The sequence below is a fragment of the Ruegeria sp. BF6 genome, assembly GCF_056538665.1.
The window spans coordinates 276,143-292,130 of the sequence record NZ_JBQFTN010000003.1 but is presented as its reverse complement, the minus strand read 5'-3'; the positions used below and the strand labels follow the sequence as shown (position 1 = coordinate 292,130).

15 protein-coding genes are annotated in these 15,988 nt (G+C 60.8%); 8 read left to right on the top strand and 7 right to left on the bottom strand.

All coding sequences use genetic code 11. The features are described 5' to 3' along the window. Window positions 1-115: 115 nt before the first annotated feature. On the top strand, window positions 116-871 hold the full coding sequence (locus ACR0IM_RS11845; protein ID WP_480682016.1) for a hydroxypyruvate isomerase family protein: 756 nt from the start codon (window positions 116-118) through the stop codon (window positions 869-871). 62 nt (window positions 872-933) lie between these two features. Then, window positions 934-1,164, top strand: coding sequence for a DUF2798 domain-containing protein (locus ACR0IM_RS11840; RefSeq protein ID WP_480641251.1), 231 nt, complete (start codon window positions 934-936; stop codon window positions 1,162-1,164). 43 nt (window positions 1,165-1,207) lie between these two features. On the opposite strand, the gene polA is transcribed toward ACR0IM_RS11840, so the two are convergent. The 4 genes from polA to ACR0IM_RS11820 all read right to left on the bottom strand — a co-directional run bounded on the left by polA (window position 1,208) and on the right by ACR0IM_RS11820 (window position 5,498). Beyond that, the gene (polA, locus tag ACR0IM_RS11835) at window positions 1,208-4,006 is read right to left on the bottom strand and encodes a DNA polymerase I (protein ID WP_480682015.1); all 2,799 of its coding nucleotides are present in this window, start codon (window positions 4,004-4,006) and stop codon (window positions 1,208-1,210) included. Window positions 4,007-4,109: 103 nt separating this feature from the next. Continuing rightward, the gene (locus ACR0IM_RS11830; protein WP_480682014.1) at window positions 4,110-4,433 is read right to left on the bottom strand and encodes an SH3 domain-containing protein; all 324 of its coding nucleotides are present in this window, start codon (window positions 4,431-4,433) and stop codon (window positions 4,110-4,112) included. A 142-nt stretch (window positions 4,434-4,575) separates the two neighbouring features. Further along, window positions 4,576-5,238: a YrbL family protein gene (locus tag ACR0IM_RS11825; RefSeq protein ID WP_480592297.1), complete on the bottom strand. Its 663-nt coding sequence runs from the start codon at window positions 5,236-5,238 to the stop codon at window positions 4,576-4,578. A gap of 80 nt (window positions 5,239-5,318) precedes the next feature. Further along, window positions 5,319-5,498 carry a zinc-finger domain-containing protein gene (locus ACR0IM_RS11820; protein ID WP_480592295.1) on the bottom strand — a complete coding sequence of 60 codons (180 nt, stop codon included), beginning with the start codon at window positions 5,496-5,498 and terminating at the stop codon, window positions 5,319-5,321. Between the two features lie 87 nt (window positions 5,499-5,585). On the opposite strand from ACR0IM_RS11820, the gene ACR0IM_RS11815 reads away from it, so the two are divergent. Beyond that, a complete protein-coding gene (locus ACR0IM_RS11815; protein ID WP_480592566.1) occupies window positions 5,586-6,578 on the top strand; it encodes an ABC transporter ATP-binding protein in 993 nt (330 codons plus the stop codon). Between the two features lie 41 nt (window positions 6,579-6,619). Here ACR0IM_RS11815 and ACR0IM_RS11810 read toward each other — a convergent pair whose 3' ends face one another. Further along, complete coding sequence (locus tag ACR0IM_RS11810; RefSeq protein ID WP_480641254.1) at window positions 6,620-7,210, bottom strand: peptidoglycan recognition protein family protein; 591 nt, start codon at window positions 7,208-7,210, stop codon at window positions 6,620-6,622. A 234-nt stretch (window positions 7,211-7,444) separates the two neighbouring features. Here ACR0IM_RS11810 and ACR0IM_RS11805 point away from each other — a divergent pair, with 234 nt between their 5' ends. The 3 genes from ACR0IM_RS11805 (at window position 7,445) to ACR0IM_RS11795 (ending at window position 11,910) form a co-directional block, all read left to right on the top strand. Further along, complete coding sequence (locus ACR0IM_RS11805) at window positions 7,445-10,363, top strand: error-prone DNA polymerase (RefSeq protein ID WP_480641255.1); 2,919 nt, start codon at window positions 7,445-7,447, stop codon at window positions 10,361-10,363. A gap of 48 nt (window positions 10,364-10,411) precedes the next feature. Next, window positions 10,412-10,825 carry a group III truncated hemoglobin gene (locus ACR0IM_RS11800; RefSeq protein ID WP_480682013.1) on the top strand — a complete coding sequence of 138 codons (414 nt, stop codon included), beginning with the start codon at window positions 10,412-10,414 and terminating at the stop codon, window positions 10,823-10,825. A gap of 146 nt (window positions 10,826-10,971) precedes the next feature. Continuing rightward, entirely contained in the window at window positions 10,972-11,910 is a 939-nt protein-coding gene (locus ACR0IM_RS11795) for a DMT family transporter (protein ID WP_480592289.1), read from the top strand. Window positions 11,911-11,964: 54 nt separating this feature from the next. On the opposite strand, the gene ACR0IM_RS11790 is transcribed toward ACR0IM_RS11795, so the two are convergent. Further along, window positions 11,965-13,077, bottom strand: a complete 1,113-nt coding sequence (locus ACR0IM_RS11790) for an S-(hydroxymethyl)glutathione dehydrogenase/class III alcohol dehydrogenase (RefSeq protein ID WP_480592287.1) — start codon at window positions 13,075-13,077, stop codon at window positions 11,965-11,967. A gap of 129 nt (window positions 13,078-13,206) precedes the next feature. Between ACR0IM_RS11790 and ACR0IM_RS11785 the strand changes: the two genes are divergently transcribed. Both ACR0IM_RS11785 and ACR0IM_RS11780 read left to right on the top strand, forming a co-directional pair. Beyond that, window positions 13,207-13,497, top strand: a complete 291-nt coding sequence (locus tag ACR0IM_RS11785; RefSeq protein ID WP_480682012.1) for an I78 family peptidase inhibitor — start codon at window positions 13,207-13,209, stop codon at window positions 13,495-13,497. A gap of 61 nt (window positions 13,498-13,558) precedes the next feature. After that, complete coding sequence (locus tag ACR0IM_RS11780; RefSeq protein ID WP_480682011.1) at window positions 13,559-15,211, top strand: DUF6504 family protein; 1,653 nt, start codon at window positions 13,559-13,561, stop codon at window positions 15,209-15,211. Between the two features lie 18 nt (window positions 15,212-15,229). Here ACR0IM_RS11780 and ACR0IM_RS11775 read toward each other — a convergent pair whose 3' ends face one another. Further along, a complete protein-coding gene (locus tag ACR0IM_RS11775; RefSeq protein WP_480682010.1) occupies window positions 15,230-15,955 on the bottom strand; it encodes an SDR family NAD(P)-dependent oxidoreductase in 726 nt (241 codons plus the stop codon). Window positions 15,956-15,988: the final 33 nt, after the last annotated feature.

The following is a 15,988-nucleotide window of genomic DNA, read 5'->3' as shown; positions in this document are numbered from 1 at the left end:
TCTCTGATTTGCGCTGGTCGTTCTGGTCGATTTTCGACAATCTGTCGTTTTTGATCCTCTTTCGCCCAAATCACCCCCCGGCTAAGTTCTGGCCAGCAACAACCCGAGACCGCCCATGCCCAGATTTGCCGCCAATATTTCCCTGCTCTTTGCCGAGCTTCCCTATCTTGAGCGCTTTCAGGCGGCAGCCGAGGCCGGGTTCAATGCGGTCGAAATCCTGTTTCCCTACGAACTGGCCGCCAAGGAAACCCGCCGCGCCCTGCTGGCCAATGGGCTCGAACTGGTGCTGATCAATGCCCCGCCGCCCAACTACACTGGCGGCGAGCCCGGCTATGCCGCCGTTCCGGGCGGCGAGGCGCGGTTCCAGTCCGATGTCCGCCGCGTGCTGCGCTATGCCGATAAGCTGAAGCCCGGGCTGATCCACATCATGGCGGGCTATGCATCCGGGCCGGATGCGCAGGAAAGCTTCGTGCGCAACCTGCAATTGGCCGCCGATTTCGCCCCGCAGCAGCAATTCTCGATCGAGCCACTGAATCCGGTGACGCAGCCCGGCTATTTCCTGAACGACTACGATCTGGCAGCGCAGGTGCTGGACTCCGTAAACCGCCCGAATGTCGGGCTGCAATTTGACAGTTTCCACGCCCATATGATCCACGGCGATGCGCAGGCGATTTGGGATCGCTTTCACCCTCGGGTCGTCCATGCCCAGATCGGAGCTGCCCCGGACCGATGTGAACCGGGGCGCGGGCCAACGGATTTTGGCCGTCTGTTTACCGCTATGGATGCCGCGGGCTATTCCGGCTGGGTCAGTGCCGAATACACACCCTCAACACCCCGAACCCCCGACAGTCTTGGCTGGTTGCAGGTCTAGCTCTGGCCTTTTGACGGAAAATACAGCACATCAGGAACATCACGACCCTCAGGATGCCCTAAATGATTTCTGCCCGCTATTCCCGCGCCTTGTTCAGTCTGATCATGTCCGGCCTGATGTCCTGCATCGTGACCGGCATCGCGACCGTGAAAGCCATTGGACTTGGCCCCAACACCGTCAGCGACTGGATGGCGTCCTGGGCCTTCAGCTGGCCCATCGCCTTCACCGTCATCCTGCTGTTTGGCCCTTCAGTACAACGGCTGGTGAACCGCATGGTCAGTCCACAGGACTGACCCGCTGCAAAGAGGGCCCGTCGTGCCTGATGAGCAGCGCCCCCTAGTGCGCCTCAGCCCAGTTCGCGCCCCTCCCGGCATCGACGCTCAGCTTCACATCTAGCTTCACCGCGGGATCTGACGCGCCTTCCATGACGTCGCGCGCTACGTCAATCACCTGATCCACCGCGCCTTCGGCCACTTCGAACAGCAATTCGTCATGCACCTGCAGCAGCATCTTTGCCGGAAGCCCGTTGATCGCGTCCGGCATCCGCACCATCGCGCGCCGGATCACGTCCGCCGCCGTGCCCTGGATCGGAGCATTGATAGCCGCCCGGCGCGAAAAGCCAGCATGCGGTCCCTTGGCATTGATCTCGGGCGTGTGGATTTTCCGCCCGAACAGGGTCTGCACATAGCCATGCTCCTTGGCGAAGGCGACAGTGTCATCCATGTATTTCCGGATGCCTGGGAAGCGTTCGAAATATCGGTCGATGAAGCCTTGTGCCTCGGCCCGTGGAATACGCAGGTTGCGCGCCAGACCAAAGCCCGAGATGCCGTAGATCACGCCAAAATTGATTGCCTTGGCCTGACGGCGGATGTCCGGTGTCATCTCGTCCAGCGGCACATCGAACATCTCGGACGCGGTCATTGCGTGAATGTCCAGTCCATCCGCAAAAGCCTGTTTCAGCGCCGGAATATCGGCGATATGCGCCAGAATACGCAGCTCGATCTGGCTGTAGTCGAGACTGACCAGCACATTACCCGGCTCGGCAATGAAGGCCTCGCGAATGCGGCGGCCCTCTTCGGTGCGCACCGGAATGTTCTGCAGGTTCGGATCGGTCGAGGCCAGACGCCCCGTGTTCGCCCCCGTAATCGAATAAGACGTATGCACCCGGCCCGTATCCGGGTTGATATGGGTCTGCAGAGCGTCGGTGTAGGTCGATTTCAGTTTGGACAGCTGCCGCCAATCCAACACCCGGCGCGGCAACTCGTGCTCGGTCGCGAGATCTTCCAGAATATCCGCGCCGGTCGAGTATTTCCCGGTCTTGCCCTTCTTGCCGCCCTCCAGCCCCATCTTGTCGAAAAGGATCTCACCCAGCTGTGCAGGCGAGCCGACGTTGAAACTCTCACCGGCCAGTTCGTGAATTTCAACCTCTAATCCGGCCATTTTCTGCGCAAAGGCGTTCGACATCCGGCTGAGAACATCGCGGTCGACTTTAATGCCGTGCATCTCCATCTCGGCCAGAACCGGCACCAAGGGGCGTTCAAGTGTTTCATACACCGTCGTCACCTGCACCTGATGAAGTTGCGGCTTGAACAGTTTCCACAGGCGCAGGGTGATATCCGCATCTTCGGCGGCATATGCGGTCGCCTCATCAATCGGCACCTTGTCAAAGGTGATGGCCGACTTGCCCGAGCCCAGCAGCGGTTTGATCGGGATCGGCGTGTGGCTCAGATAACGTTCGGACAACGTATCCATGCCGTGCCCGTGCTCACCGCCATGCATGGCGTAGGACATCAGCATCGTGTCATCGATCGGGGCCACATCAACGCCATATCGCTTAAAGATCTTGGCATCGTATTTCATGTTCTGCCCGATCTTCAGGATCGACGGGTCCTCAAGCATCGGTTTCAGCAAGGTTAGAGCCTCATCCAGCGGCATCTGCCCCTCGGCCAGCGCATCCGAGCCGAACAGGTCATCCACCGCTCCATCGCGGTGGGTCAGCGGGATGTAACAGGCTTCCCCGGCCTCAACACACAACGAAATCCCCACCAGATCGGCGATCATCTCGTTCAGGCCAGTGGTTTCAGTGTCCACGGCCACCCAGCCGCGCTCATAGGTCTGATCGATCCATTTCTGCAGCGCGCCAGCATCGCGGACACATTCGTATTTCGACGTATCGAATGGCAGCGCTTCGGCCTCTTCGACCTCGGCAACAGGGGCGGGTGCATCAGCAATCACCGGAGCCTCGGCCCCAAGCTTGTCAGCGATGCGCTTGGTCAGGGTGCGGAACTCCATCTCGGCCAGAAAACCCAGCAGGGTGTCTGGCTCGGGGTCTTTTACCTCCAGATCGTCCAGGGTGAAATCCAGCGGCGTCTGCTCATCCAACTGCACCAGCTTCTTCGACAGCTCGATCTGGTCGCGTTTTTCGATCAGGGTCTGGCGCCGCTTGGGTTGCTTGATCTCTTCGGCGCGATCCAGCAGCGTTTCCAAGTCGCCATACTCGTTGATCAGCAGGGCCGCCGTCTTGACTCCGATCCCCGGAGCCCCTGGCACATTGTCGACCGAGTCCCCGGCCAGGGCCTGCACGTCGACCACCCGTTCCGGCCCGACACCGAATTTCTCGAACACGCCGTCCCGGTCAATGCGCTTGTTCTTCATCGCGTCCAGCATTTCCACGCCATCGCCGACCAGCTGCATCAAATCCTTGTCGGAACTGACAATGGTCACCCGGCCCCCCGCCTCACGCGCCTGCACGGCCAGAGTGGCGATAATGTCGTCGGCCTCATAGCCCTCAAGCTCTTTGCAGGCGATGTTGAAGGCGCGCGTCGCCTCGCGGGTCAGCGGCATCTGCGGGCGCAGGTCCTCGGGCATCGCCTCGCGGTTTGCCTTGTAGAGGTCATAGAGATCATTTCGGAACGTGTGCGAGCCTTTGTCAAAGATCACCGCCACATGGGTCGGCGCATCCGGCCCCGCATTCCCTTCGACATATTTCTGCAGCATGTTACAGAACCCGGACACGGCTCCGATCGGCAACCCGTCGGATTTCCGCGTCAGAGGCGGCAGCGCATGATAAGCTCTGAAAATAAAGGCCGATCCGTCGATAAGATGCAGGTGACAGCCTTTTCCAAACCCACTCATGCCCGTGCTCCTGTCTTTTAGGTATGTCCGTCCTGCCATGGAACGCAGGCGGATACCAGTAGGAGATCTTGCGGGTCAGGCCTCAGTCGGCCTTGATCCGGGCTCAGGGATAGAACTCGCACCACCCGGTATGTATCCAGCCCCGAAATTGAGATTCGACGTTGTTGATCGCACCGTTTTCAACGTAACACCATTTCCCGTCGCAGGCACGAACATAGGCCGCGTCACCATTCCTGAGGCTACCGATCTGTTGGTATGACGTACCTGGCCCGGTCCTCAGTGCCAGAAATCCGTCTCCATTCGGGTTTAGACCTTTGACCAGGCACCCGGTATCAGTGATGGCTGGCCCGGTTGGTTGCACAATCTGTTGCGAATAGGCTGTTGTCGAAAATAACACGCAAAACGCTGCGCTCAAAAAACGCCTCATCTCAATAAACTCCAACTTGACTGTCAAAAAATAGTCGTAAAACTCTAACCCAAGCCCCGTCATCCGTCTATGAAACGGTTCGGGGCACTTGCGCCTTTCGGATCTTACGCTCGGCGCCGCGCAGTCTCTGGGCGCGCGCAGTTCAGGCCTTGCTGAATACCTGCAGCGTCTTGTCCCAATGCAAATCGGTGCGCTCGGCGATCTGTTGCATCTGCTTGTTCAGCGAACGGTCGTTCAACCGGCGGCTCAGCGATCGCAGCGGGATGAGGTTGCGCTCTCCGTACCCGTCGATCAGGAGGAACATCCGGGCCCCGTTGCGAACACCGTAGACAATGTTCTGTTCGTGAATGTCCCGGCCCACGATCTGAAACTCGAACAGCTTCTGCACAAAACTGTTGAGGTCGGCCAGGGTCTCGTCGTTCAGCAAGTGATGCTTGCTCATCCACAACAGGTGATGCGCAAGTTCCCCGTCCTCGGATTGTATCCGTTCAACCACAACCCCCGGCCCGACATCCGTCTGCACCACGCCAAAAGACCGCGCCAAGGGCAGATGGGCGATATCACCACCGCTTTTCAGCGCCGCCTTCATTTCGCATTCAAGCTCTTTCAGCGCGTTTCGAAAGGCCGAATCCGGCAGGATGCGCCGTATCAACCGCTTGGAGAAGGAACGATTCGGGCGCGTGCGCGGCCGTGTCACCTTGATCAAAAGCTCTGGCTGGCCCGGGCAGGCATACACGTTTCTGTGGCCGCCTTTTGCCAGAAGGTCCTGATCGGATAACTGCAAGAGCTGCAGTGAAAAGAGCATCCAGCCTCCGCGCCGTCCTGAATCACAAAACACCTGCGGGCTTTGACGGATCACAATCCAGCAGGCAACATGTCACTGTATCAGACTTCGGCCTCGGTCCCAGCCAGCACGTATTTGCAATCGCAATAGGGGCACTCGACCCAGCCGGTATCCTCGGGGATCTGCAACCAGACGCGCGGATGGCCCAATGCGCCTTCGCCGCCATCACAGGCAACACGGGCGGTTTCGACGATCTTTGTTTCCGGCGCTTCGATTGTCACGGCTTGCGATCCTTCTTCGGTTGTCGGCCTCGCGGGCATGTAATAGGTGCGTTTATGAGCGATGAGCAAACCGGGGGCAAGGGTCACATGCGTGATGCGGCAATCAGGATCGACGGGCTGCGCAAGACCTATCGGGGCGGCAAAGGCCAACCCGAGAAACACGCGCTGAAAGGCATTGACCTGACCGTTCCGCGTGGCTCGGTGTTTGGCCTGCTGGGGCCGAACGGGGCCGGGAAGTCGACCCTGATCAATATTCTGGCCGGGCTGGTGGTGAAATCTGCGGGCAAGGTGTCAATCTGGGGTTTCGATCAGGATCAGAACCCGCGCCAGTCCCGCGCTGCAATCGGCGTCATGCCACAAGAGCTGAACCTTGACCCGTTCTTCACTCCTCGTGGCGCGCTGGAGGTTCAGGCCGGCCTGTATGGCGTTCCCAAGGCTCAGCGCCGCAGCGATGAGATTCTCGCACTGGTCGGCCTCAGCGACAAGGCCGAGGCTTATGCCCGGACCCTGTCCGGGGGCATGCGACGGCGGTTGCTGCTAGCCAAGGCGCTGGTGCATCACCCGCGGATCCTTGTGCTGGACGAACCCACGGCGGGCGTGGATATCGAGTTGCGTCAGATGCTCTGGACCAATGTGCGCAAGCTGAACGAACAGGGCATGACCATCATCCTGACCACCCATTATCTGGAGGAAGCGCAGGAGATGTGTGACGAGATCGCAATCATCAACCATGGCGAAAAGATCGCACAGGACAGCACTGCCAACCTGCTGGGCCGCATGGACAGCCGCACCATGGTGATCGCCCCGGACAGCCCGATCACCGATCTGCCCGTAACCGAGGGCGTCGAAGCCACCCTGCGTGATGATGGCAGTCTGGTGCTGCAATACCGCAGCGCCCAGACCAGCGCCGAGCAGGTGCTGCAATCCGTTCGCACCGCAAATATCCGTATCCGCGACGTCCGTACCGAGGAAGCAGACCTTGAGGACGTGTTCCTTGCGCTGACCTCTGCCCGCGCTGAGGATGCCCCGGCGGATGATCAGGACCAGCCGCGCCGGGGAATGCATAGGGTCAAGTTATGACGCTCACATCCCGTTGCTGAGATCATCAGCGCGGATTGCAATCAGGCGAGTTCCGTCTTGATCCTTGCAACGATCTTGTCGATTAAATCATCCTCGTTGAAACTTGCGAAAACCGGCTTGGTCGCATTGAATTTTCTGTTTTGAGCGCTGGAAATACCTTCGCGCAGAAAATCGCCGACTTCCACGACATCTCCGGGCTTGGCCATGTGAGGCAGCCACATGATATCCCACTTGTCCTGTGGCACACCCAATGTGACATCAACCTCTTCATGCGAAAGAACATGACGGCGATCTATCGGGATGTCGTAGGTTTCCGCGTACTCGGCAACCATGTCGATGAACACACCCAACTGGGTTTCCGTCATCGGGTATTTCCCTTTCTTGAAGGGCCTTTCCTTTGCACCCTGCATACAACACATTGCCAAACCGATTGACCCTGTGTTCTTGGCCCTGACATGCGCGGCATAATCTCCGTCATTCACATTGTTGTTGGCTTCCGGTCTGCGCTTGCACAGCCTGCGCGTTCCATCACCCTCAACAACTTCGTGGTACTTGTCATAATCGCTACCGGACATTTCATACTTCCCTGCTGTCCAGTGCATAACGATTCGCTGTGGCTTAGATACGGCCATAATGAATTCCTTCCAAAATCGTCCTGTAAAATTGAGGGGCGTATTATAGCACAGTTTTCGCCTTCTTTCCTGGCAGCCGCTGTCTGGGTTAAGCGGCCCCTAAGAACGCCAGCGTACACGCGTTGCAATTGAAGGTTTTTCGGTCGGTAGCCACCATTTGGGGAATGGGACTTCCCCTCAATTTCAGCAAAGGACTCGAAAAAGAACAAAACGTGAATATAATAGGGAATCGCCATGTATGCCGAGCTGTCGATTACGTCGAACTTCACTTTCCTCACCGGGGCCTCGCACCCCGAGGAGTATATGGAGCGTGCCGTCACTCTGGGCCTGCCCGCCATTGCGATTGCCGATGACAACTCGGTTGCCGGGATCGTCCGCGCCCACACCCAGGGGCGCGAGATCGCCCGCAAGGTCCGCGAGCGGCTGGAGTGGGAGGCGCAGAATACCGCGATCGGCCCACCCTGCCCCGATCACATCCCCAAACCGCCCTCGTACCCCATCCACGCGGTACCCCGCCTGATCCCGGCGGCGCGGCTGATCTTCACCGATGCGCCTGCCGTCACCGCCCTGCCCCTGAACCGGCAGGGCTGGGGCAACCTGTGCCGCATCCTCTCCAAAGGTCGCCTGCGCGCCGAGAAAGGCGACTGCATCCTGCACCTGTCGGACCTGCTGGAATTCTCCGACGGCCTTCACCTGCTGCTCTGGCCACAAGCGACCCGGTCTCCGGGCGGCGCGAGCGTGTGGCGGACACAGGCGCAACAGCTGACGCGCCGCTTTGCCGGGCGGATGCATCTGCTGATGCACCCTCGGTATGATGGCGCAGATAGCGCATATTTCTCTTTATTAGAGACGGAATCACATCAACTCGGCATCCTCACCCTCGCCAGCGCCACGCCGATGATGCATCACGGGAGCCGCCGCAGGTTGGCCGACGTCCTGACCGCCATCCGCCTGCGCCGCAAGGTCGACGACCTGGGCCGCGAGGCGCTGGCCAATGGCGAGCAACGCCTGCGATCCGAGGCCGAGATGTTGCGCATCTTCAAAGGTCATGAGGGCGCCGTTGCCCGCGCGCATGAGCTCAGCGAACAGCTCACCTTTTCGCTTGATGAACTGCGCTATGAATATCCCAGCGAGGGCAGCGAGCAGGAAACCCCGACCGAACGCCTGCATCGGCTGGCGCAGGAAGGGCTGAAATGGCGCTATCCCGCCGGGGCGTCCGAGAAAGCAAAAAAGATGCTGGCGCATGAGCTCACCCTGATCGGCAAGCTGAAATACGAGCCTTACTTCCTGACTGTCCGCGACATCGTCCATTTCGCCCGCTCGCGCGGCATCCTCTGCCAAGGTCGCGGCTCGGCGGCGAACTCTGTCGTCTGTTTCTGCCTCGGCATCACCGAGGTCAGCCCTGAGATGGGCACCATGGTCTTCGAACGCTTCGTCTCTGAGGCGCGCGATGAACCACCCGATATCGACGTCGATTTCGAACATGAACGCCGCGAGGAAGTCATCCAGCACATCTATGACCGCTATGGCCGCGAACGCGCGGGCCTGTGCGCCACGGTCGTACATTATCGCGGCAAGCGCGCCATTCGCGAGGTTGGCCGCGCAATGGGCCTGACCGAGGACACGATTTCGGCGTTGTCCTCGCAGCTCTGGGGCTTCTTTTCCGCCTCTGGGCTTGAAGCGCAGCGCATGCGTGAAATCGGCCTCGACCCCGAGGATCGACGGCTGAAACAGACTCTAATGCTGGTCTATGAGATCGACGGCTTCCCCCGACATCTGTCTCAGCACGTCGGCGGATTCATTATTACCGAGGGGCGCTTGGACGAACTCGTCCCCATCGAAAACGCCACGATGGAGGACCGTACGGTCATCTGCTGGGACAAGGATGACATCGACAGTCTGGGCATTCTCAAGGTTGATGTGCTCAGCCTTGGGATGTTGACTTGTATCCGCAAGGCGTTTGACCTGATCGGTCAGCACCACCAGACCAGCTATACGCTGGCCACTCTGCCGCCCGAGGACCCGGTGGTCTATGACATGCTCTGCAAGGCGGACTCGGTGGGTGTGTTTCAGGTGGAAAGCCGGGCGCAAATGAACTTCCTGCCACGGATGCGACCGCGCAATTTCTATGATCTGGTGATCGAGGTCGCCATCATCCGCCCCGGCCCCATTCAGGGCGACATGGTCCACCCCTATATCCGCCGCCGGAATGGGGAGGAGGAGGTCAGCTTCCCCTCGGACGAGCTGGGCGAGGTGCTGGGCAAAACGCTGGGCGTGCCGCTGTTTCAGGAACAGGCGATGCAGATCGCCATCGTCGGCGCGGGATTTACCCCGGAACAGGCGGACCGGTTGCGACGGTCACTGGCGACGTTCAAGAAGCACGGCAATGTCAGCGAGTTCCGCGCCCTGTTCCTGCGCGGCATGAAGCGCAACGGGTATGAGGATGACTTTGCCGAACGTTGTTTCTCGCAGATCGAAGGGTTCGGGTCGTACGGCTTCCCCGAAAGCCACGCGGCCAGCTTTGCGCTGCTGGTCTATGCCAGCGCCTGGATCAAATGCCACCATCCGGGCATCTTCGCCTGCGCCCTGCTGAACTCACAGCCGATGGGGTTCTATGCGCCCGCCCAGATCGTGCGCGATGCGCGCGAACATGGGGTTCAGGTGCGCCCGGTCTGCATCAATGCCAGTTTCTGGGACAATGTGATGGAACCCGACGGCCAAGGCGGGCTGGCCCTGCGGCTGGGCTTTCGTCAGATCAAGGGGCTGAGCGAAGACGACGCCAGTTGGCTGACCGCCGCGCGGGGTAACGGCTACCATCAGGTCGACGATGTCTGGCGCCGTGCGGGCCTTGGCCCTTCGGTGATCGAACGGCTGGCTGAGGCCGACGCCTTTGCCGCCTGTGACCTGACCCGGCGCGAGGCGTTATGGCAGGCCAAGGCGATTGCCACCGCCAAACCGCTGCCGCTGTTTTCGCAAGATCTGGAGGGCGAGGCGCTGGACGAGCCCGAAGCCTACCTGCCGCAGATGACCTTGGGCGAACAGGTGGTCGAGGATTACGTCGCCACCCGCCTCAGCCTGAAGGCGCATCCGGTGGCCCTGCTGCGACATCTGCTGACGCCGGACCCGCGCGACAAAACCACGCCTGTCGCTTGACCCCTCAACCAGATATTGGCTCAGAACAGAGTCGAATTCGGTACCTACATGACCAGACCCATCCTGCCTCCACGCTTTCCGGCCACGCCGGACCAGATCAACGCACAGGTCCGCGCCTTTTACGCTCGTGTGCGCGCGGACGCCGTGCTGGGACCGGTCTTCAACAACCACGTCACCGACTGGCCCGCGCATGAGGAAAAGATCGCCGCTTTCTGGCGCAACGCCATCCTGTATGAACGCGGCTATGACGGCAATCCGCAGCGTGTTCATATCGAACGGCCCGACGTGAAACCCGAACTCTTCGCCCATTGGCTGGACCTGTTTGAAGAGGTCGCCACCCGGACACTGCCGCCGGAAACGGCAACCCCGTGGGTCGCACTGGCTCGGCGCATCGGAGTGGGAATGAAGGCGGGCGTGCAATCGGCGCGCCAACCCAAGGACGCGCCGCCGGTTCTGCGTTGATCTCACAACATGGCAGCTTTGCGATGTTAGCGATAAATTAGGGGCTATGCGGGCTGGTGAAATGCGTTTACTCAGGGGCAAGACAGCCCCTTTGCGCTGCGACGGCATAGTGCCACCACACCGACATATCACCCGAGGCCACAGCGATGAGCACTCAGAACACCACCCTCCGGGGCCTTGGCTATGCGTTTGCGGGCTTTGCGGTCTTTGCCAGCCATGACGCGCTGATCAAGGTGCTGGGTGGCACTTACTCGGTGATGCAAATCATCTTTTTCGCCACGCTGTTTTCCTTTGTGCCGATGGCGGTGACAATCCTGACCGACCGCACAACCGGGAACTTCCTGCCGCGTCACCCGTGGCTGGTTCTGCTGCGCTCGGCCCTGATGGTAACATCCATGGTCTGCGCCTTCTATGCGTTTTCGGTCCTGCCGCTGGCCGAGGTCTATTCACTGCTTTTCTCTTTTCCGTTGATCGTCACGGTGCTGTCGATCCCGATTCTGGGCGAGGTCGTCCGCGCCCAGCGTTGGGCGGCGGTCGGCGTGGGCCTGATCGGTGTCCTGATTGTTCTGCGCCCAGGGGCAACGGATATCACGCTGGGTCATCTGGCTGCTCTCACAGCCGCCTTCTGCAGCGCCTTCGCATCCGTGTTGGTGCGCAAGATCGGCAATGAGGAACGCTCGGCCGTGCTGATCCTGTACCCCATGCTGCTGGCCATTGCTGTGATGAGCCTGGCCCAACCGGTGGTGTATCAACCTCCGTCCCTGCTGCATCTGGCGATGATGGCGCTGGTCGGCGTGTTCTCGGTCATCGCCCAGCACCTGATCATTCTGGCTTATCGTGCGGCACCCGCCGGCGTTATTGCCCCCAGCCAATACAGCCAGATCATATGGGCCACGATTTTTGGCATGGTTTTCTTTGGCGAACGCCCGGACATTTGGGTGGCGGTGGGCGCAAGCGTCATCATCGCATCCGGCGTCTATGTGGTCTGGCGCGAGAGCAGGACCAACACCACTTCGGCCAACACCCCAGTTCTGCGGGTGCGGTCGCCGCGGTCGGACACCGGGGCGTCTCGGCCGGGGGAGTAAGAAACGGCGCGCCTTTCAGCCCGCCGTAATCGGAGTTTCCGTTGGTTAAAAGCTTCAGTAAACAACCACCGATCGGATGCTTTCACCCTTATGCATCAGGTCAAACCCATGGTTGATGTCGTCCAGGCCCATGGTGTGGGTGATCATTGGATCGATCTCGATCTTGCCGTCCATGTACCAATCGACGATCTTGGGCACGTCGGTCCGGCCTCGCGCACCGCCGAATGCAGTCCCGCGCCACGAGCGACCGGTGACCAGCTGGAACGGACGGGTCGAGATTTCGGCCCCTGCAGGTGCCACGCCGATGATAATCGATTCACCCCAGCCCTTATGCGCCGATTCCAGCGCATCGCGCATCACGCCGACATTGCCGGTGGCGTCAAAGGTATAATCCGCGCCGCCCTTTGTCAGGTTGACCAGATATGGAACCAGATCGCCCTCGACTTCTTTGGGGTTCACGAAATCGGTCATCCCAAACTTGGTGGCCATCTCGACCTTTGACGGGTTGAGATCCACGCCGACAATCTGATCCGCCCCGGCCAGACGCAGGCCCTGAATAACGTTCAGACCGATACCGCCCAGACCGAACACGATAGCCCGGCTGCCGATTTCCACCTTGGCGGTGTTGATAACTGCGCCGATACCGGTGGTCACGCCGCAGCCGATATAGCAAATCTTGTCGAACGGCGCGTCCTCGCGCACCTTGGCCAGCGCAATTTCGGGCAGGACCGTGTGGTTCGAGAAGGTCGAGCAGCCCATGTAATGCAGGATCGGATCGCCATCCAGCGTCGAGAACCGGGACGTTCCGTCGGGCATCAGACCCTTGCCTTGGGTTTCGCGGATCGCCTGACACAGGTTGGTTTTGGGATGTAGACAGTATTCACACTCGCGGCATTCCGGGGTGTAGAGCGGGATCACATGGTCGCCCGGCTTCAGGCTGGTCACGCCCGGGCCGACCTCGACCACAACACCCGCGCCCTCATGGCCCAGAATGGCCGGAAACAGACCTTCGGGGTCGGCGCCCGACAGGGTGAATTCATCGGTGTGGCAGATGCCGGTGGCCTTGATTTCCACCAGAACCTCACCCGCCTTGGGGCCTTCGAGGTTCACATCCATCACTTCCAAAGGTTTGCCCGCCTGAACGGCGACGGCGGCACGGGTACGCATATCGTTGTCTCCCTGTCTTATTTGACCCGACCCTGCGTCAATCGCAGGGTGTTTTCAACTGCGCTTTGGTGACAGATTGGCTAATGTTTTGATATTGCAGAAACGACATTGCCGCAAAGAGGAACGCCAATGCGCCGTTTTATTCCAATTCTGATCCTGCTGGCCGCCTGTGCCGAGACACCGCCCCCGCCTGAAGACGTCCGCCTTTCCCCCGAAGCAGCACCGGTTGATCTGGCCTTTTGCCAGGGCGAAGCTTTTGCGGATTCTATTGGTCAGCCGGTTTCGATCATTCAGGCCCAACTGCCCGAACGGTCGCGCGTTCTGGGTCCGGATGACATCGCCACGCAGGATTATCGCATCGACCGCCTTAATGTTTTTGTGAACGGAGCCGGAAACATTCAGCGCCTGACCTGCGGGTAAGCGTAGACTCAGGGCATGATTCTGCGATAAGAACAAAATGGGAACATTTTGATGTCTGCCAATGCCCAAACGCCGAATACTCTCACTGTGGTTCCCCCGTCTGGGGGCTGAACGGCTGGTCCGCGCCGCGCGGGGCCTGCAGGATGGGCCTTTGGCAGTGGTGGCCGAGCAGTCGAACATGCAGGTCATCACCTCGCTGAACGCGGATGCGCAAGCCGCGGGTCTGCGCGTGGGTCAGCCGGTGCGCGACGCTCATGCCATGTGCGCAAACCTTGTAACGCGCCCTCGCAATGCCCCGGCCGAGGTCGCGTTTCTGACCGCCTTACGCCGCTGGGCGGGCAAGTTCAGCCCATGGGTGGCCGAGGAATCGCCGGACGGGCTGATCGTCGACCTGTCTGGCTGCGCCCATCTGTTCGGTGGAGAAGAGGCGTTGCTGAGCGTCCTTGAGATTGACTGCGCCGATATGGGCCTGAGCGTGCAGATGGGCATCGCTGATACGCTGGGCGCGGCCTGGGCACTGGCGCGGTACGCAGGGCAAGAGGCCACGTCCGACCGCAATGGCGACGCCATCAGCCAAGAGGCCCGCGCCACCCGTGCCCGGGCAGGCAAACGGCGGCACTGGACCAGAGGTGGGGCCGCGCCACAGGTGATGGCCCTGGGCGGCGGCGCACGGATTGCAGCCCCGGGACAGTCCTATGGCGCACTCAGCCCTCTGCCCATCGCGGCGCTGCGGCTGGAGGATCAGGCGGTCGCGCAGTTGAACCGGCTGGGTCTGCGACGGATCGGCGATCTGTTGGGCCAGCCGCGTGCCAGTTTGGCGCGACGGTTCGGGCGCGGGCTGGTGCTGCGGCTGGATCAGGCCATGGGCAGCGCGCCCGAGCCGGTCTCACCCGCCCGTCCGCCGCATCACTTTGCGGTGCGGATAACCCTGCCCAACCCGATCGGGCTGGTTGAAGACGTGATGGCCGCCATTGACCGGGTCCTACCAACGCTCTGCACCAAGCTGGAAGAGAAAGGGCGCGGCGTCCGCACCCTGCGGCTTGAGGCGCACCGCGCCGATCAGGCGGCTGAGATCATCGAGGTCGGCCTGGCCCGTCCGACCCATGACAGACACCGTATTCGCCCTTTGTTAGAGATGAAAATCGATAAGATCGATGCAGGTTATGGCATCGACATGTTGCGGCTTGAGGCGATCCAGTCTGAGCCCATCCACGCCCGCACGGTGGCTGGTCATGCCGAGGCTCGCCGCGTGGCCCGCGAACGTTTGGAGGGTAACACCGCCGTGGACGACCTGATCGGCAAGCTGGGCGCAAGAGTGGGGCTGGACGCGATCACCCGACGCCACCCGGCAGCCTCGCATATCCCCGAGAAAACCGCGCAGACGCTGGCCGCCGCATGGTCCGAACCCGCGCGCGACTGGCTCGCCCCACCGCGCCCGCGCCCCTTGCAGATGTGGCAGCCCGAACCGGTGATGGCCCCGGAAACCCCGGACGTGCCCAGTGCCTTTCGCTGGCGCGGGCGTGATTGGCAACTGGCGCAGGCCACTGGCCCGGAACGGATCGCGCCGGAATGGTGGCTGGATGACCCCAACTGGCGCAGCGGTGTACGGGATTACTGGGTTGTTGTGACCGAACAGGGAGAGCGGCTGTGGCTGTTCTACGGTCATGGCGACACCATGTCGGCGGGCTGGTTCTGCCAAGGGCAGTTTGGTTAGAAATGCCTTTATTAGGATCTATTTTCCACGATAGACCAGCCAGTCCGGAAGGTAATCCAGCAACCGTATCACCCAGGAAAACGGCGCCGGAAAATCGGTGCGGAAGCGGCGGCGCGACATTGCTTTGACCACCCGCCCTGCCGCGTCTTCGGGGGTCATCAGCATCGGCATTTTGAAACTGTTCTTCTCGGTGAGGCGCGTCTTGATGAAACCCGGATTGACGATCCTGACCGTCACCCCGGTGCCCGCCAGATCGAACCGCATCGTTTCCGCCAGCGAGACCAAAGCCGCCTTGCTGGCAGCATATCCCACCGCAGCCGGCAGACCGCGATAGCCGGACAGAGACCCGATCAGCGTGATATCCCCCCGGCCCTCGCGCACAAACCGCGGCACTGTTTCTCCCAGAACCCGCAGCGCGCCGGTATAGTTCACTTCGGTCATCGCCAAAACGGCCTCGGTATCCCAATCGCCCGAGCGCATCGGCTCATAGGCCCCGGCATTGTAGACCAGCCCGTCCACCTTTCCGGCCTCAACCGCCGCACGGCGCACGGTGTCCAGATCGGTCACATCACAGGGCACGGCCCGCGCATTGGGAAGCGCTCCGCAAATCTCGGCCAGACGGTCGGCATTGCGCGCGGACAGGATCAGATGTGCACCCTCGCGGCTCATAGCTTGGGCCAGCGCCCGTCCCAGCCCTTCGCTGGCGCCGACGATCCAATAGGTTTTTCCGTCAAAACTGCTCATGCCTTCGCCGTATCTGTTGTAGTGCAAGTTCTA

Excerpts from the sequence above, each read along its gene's own strand:
- ACR0IM_RS11830 (WP_480682014.1), bottom strand. The coding sequence starts at position 4,433 with ATGAGGCGTTTTTTGAGCGCAGCGTTTTGCGTGTTATTTTCGACAACA.
- ACR0IM_RS11780 (WP_480682011.1), top strand. The coding sequence starts at position 13,559 with ATGCCCAAACGCCGAATACTCTCACTGTGGTTCCCCCGTCTGGGGGCT.
- ACR0IM_RS11775 (WP_480682010.1), bottom strand. The coding sequence starts at position 15,955 with ATGAGCAGTTTTGACGGAAAAACCTATTGGATCGTCGGCGCCAGCGAA.
- ACR0IM_RS11845 (WP_480682016.1), top strand. The coding sequence starts at position 116 with ATGCCCAGATTTGCCGCCAATATTTCCCTGCTCTTTGCCGAGCTTCCC.
- ACR0IM_RS11790 (WP_480592287.1), bottom strand. The coding sequence starts at position 13,077 with ATGCGTACCCGTGCCGCCGTCGCCGTTCAGGCGGGCAAACCTTTGGAA.
- ACR0IM_RS11810 (WP_480641254.1), bottom strand. The coding sequence starts at position 7,210 with ATGGCCGTATCTAAGCCACAGCGAATCGTTATGCACTGGACAGCAGGG.
- ACR0IM_RS11800 (WP_480682013.1), top strand. The coding sequence starts at position 10,412 with ATGACCAGACCCATCCTGCCTCCACGCTTTCCGGCCACGCCGGACCAG.
- ACR0IM_RS11785 (WP_480682012.1), top strand. The coding sequence starts at position 13,207 with ATGCGCCGTTTTATTCCAATTCTGATCCTGCTGGCCGCCTGTGCCGAG.
- ACR0IM_RS11805 (WP_480641255.1), top strand. The coding sequence starts at position 7,445 with ATGTATGCCGAGCTGTCGATTACGTCGAACTTCACTTTCCTCACCGGG.
- ACR0IM_RS11795 (WP_480592289.1), top strand. The coding sequence starts at position 10,972 with ATGAGCACTCAGAACACCACCCTCCGGGGCCTTGGCTATGCGTTTGCG.
- ACR0IM_RS11840 (WP_480641251.1), top strand. The coding sequence starts at position 934 with ATGATTTCTGCCCGCTATTCCCGCGCCTTGTTCAGTCTGATCATGTCC.
- polA (WP_480682015.1), bottom strand. The coding sequence starts at position 4,006 with ATGAGTGGGTTTGGAAAAGGCTGTCACCTGCATCTTATCGACGGATCG.
- ACR0IM_RS11825 (WP_480592297.1), bottom strand. The coding sequence starts at position 5,238 with ATGCTCTTTTCACTGCAGCTCTTGCAGTTATCCGATCAGGACCTTCTG.
- ACR0IM_RS11815 (WP_480592566.1), top strand. The coding sequence starts at position 5,586 with ATGCGTGATGCGGCAATCAGGATCGACGGGCTGCGCAAGACCTATCGG.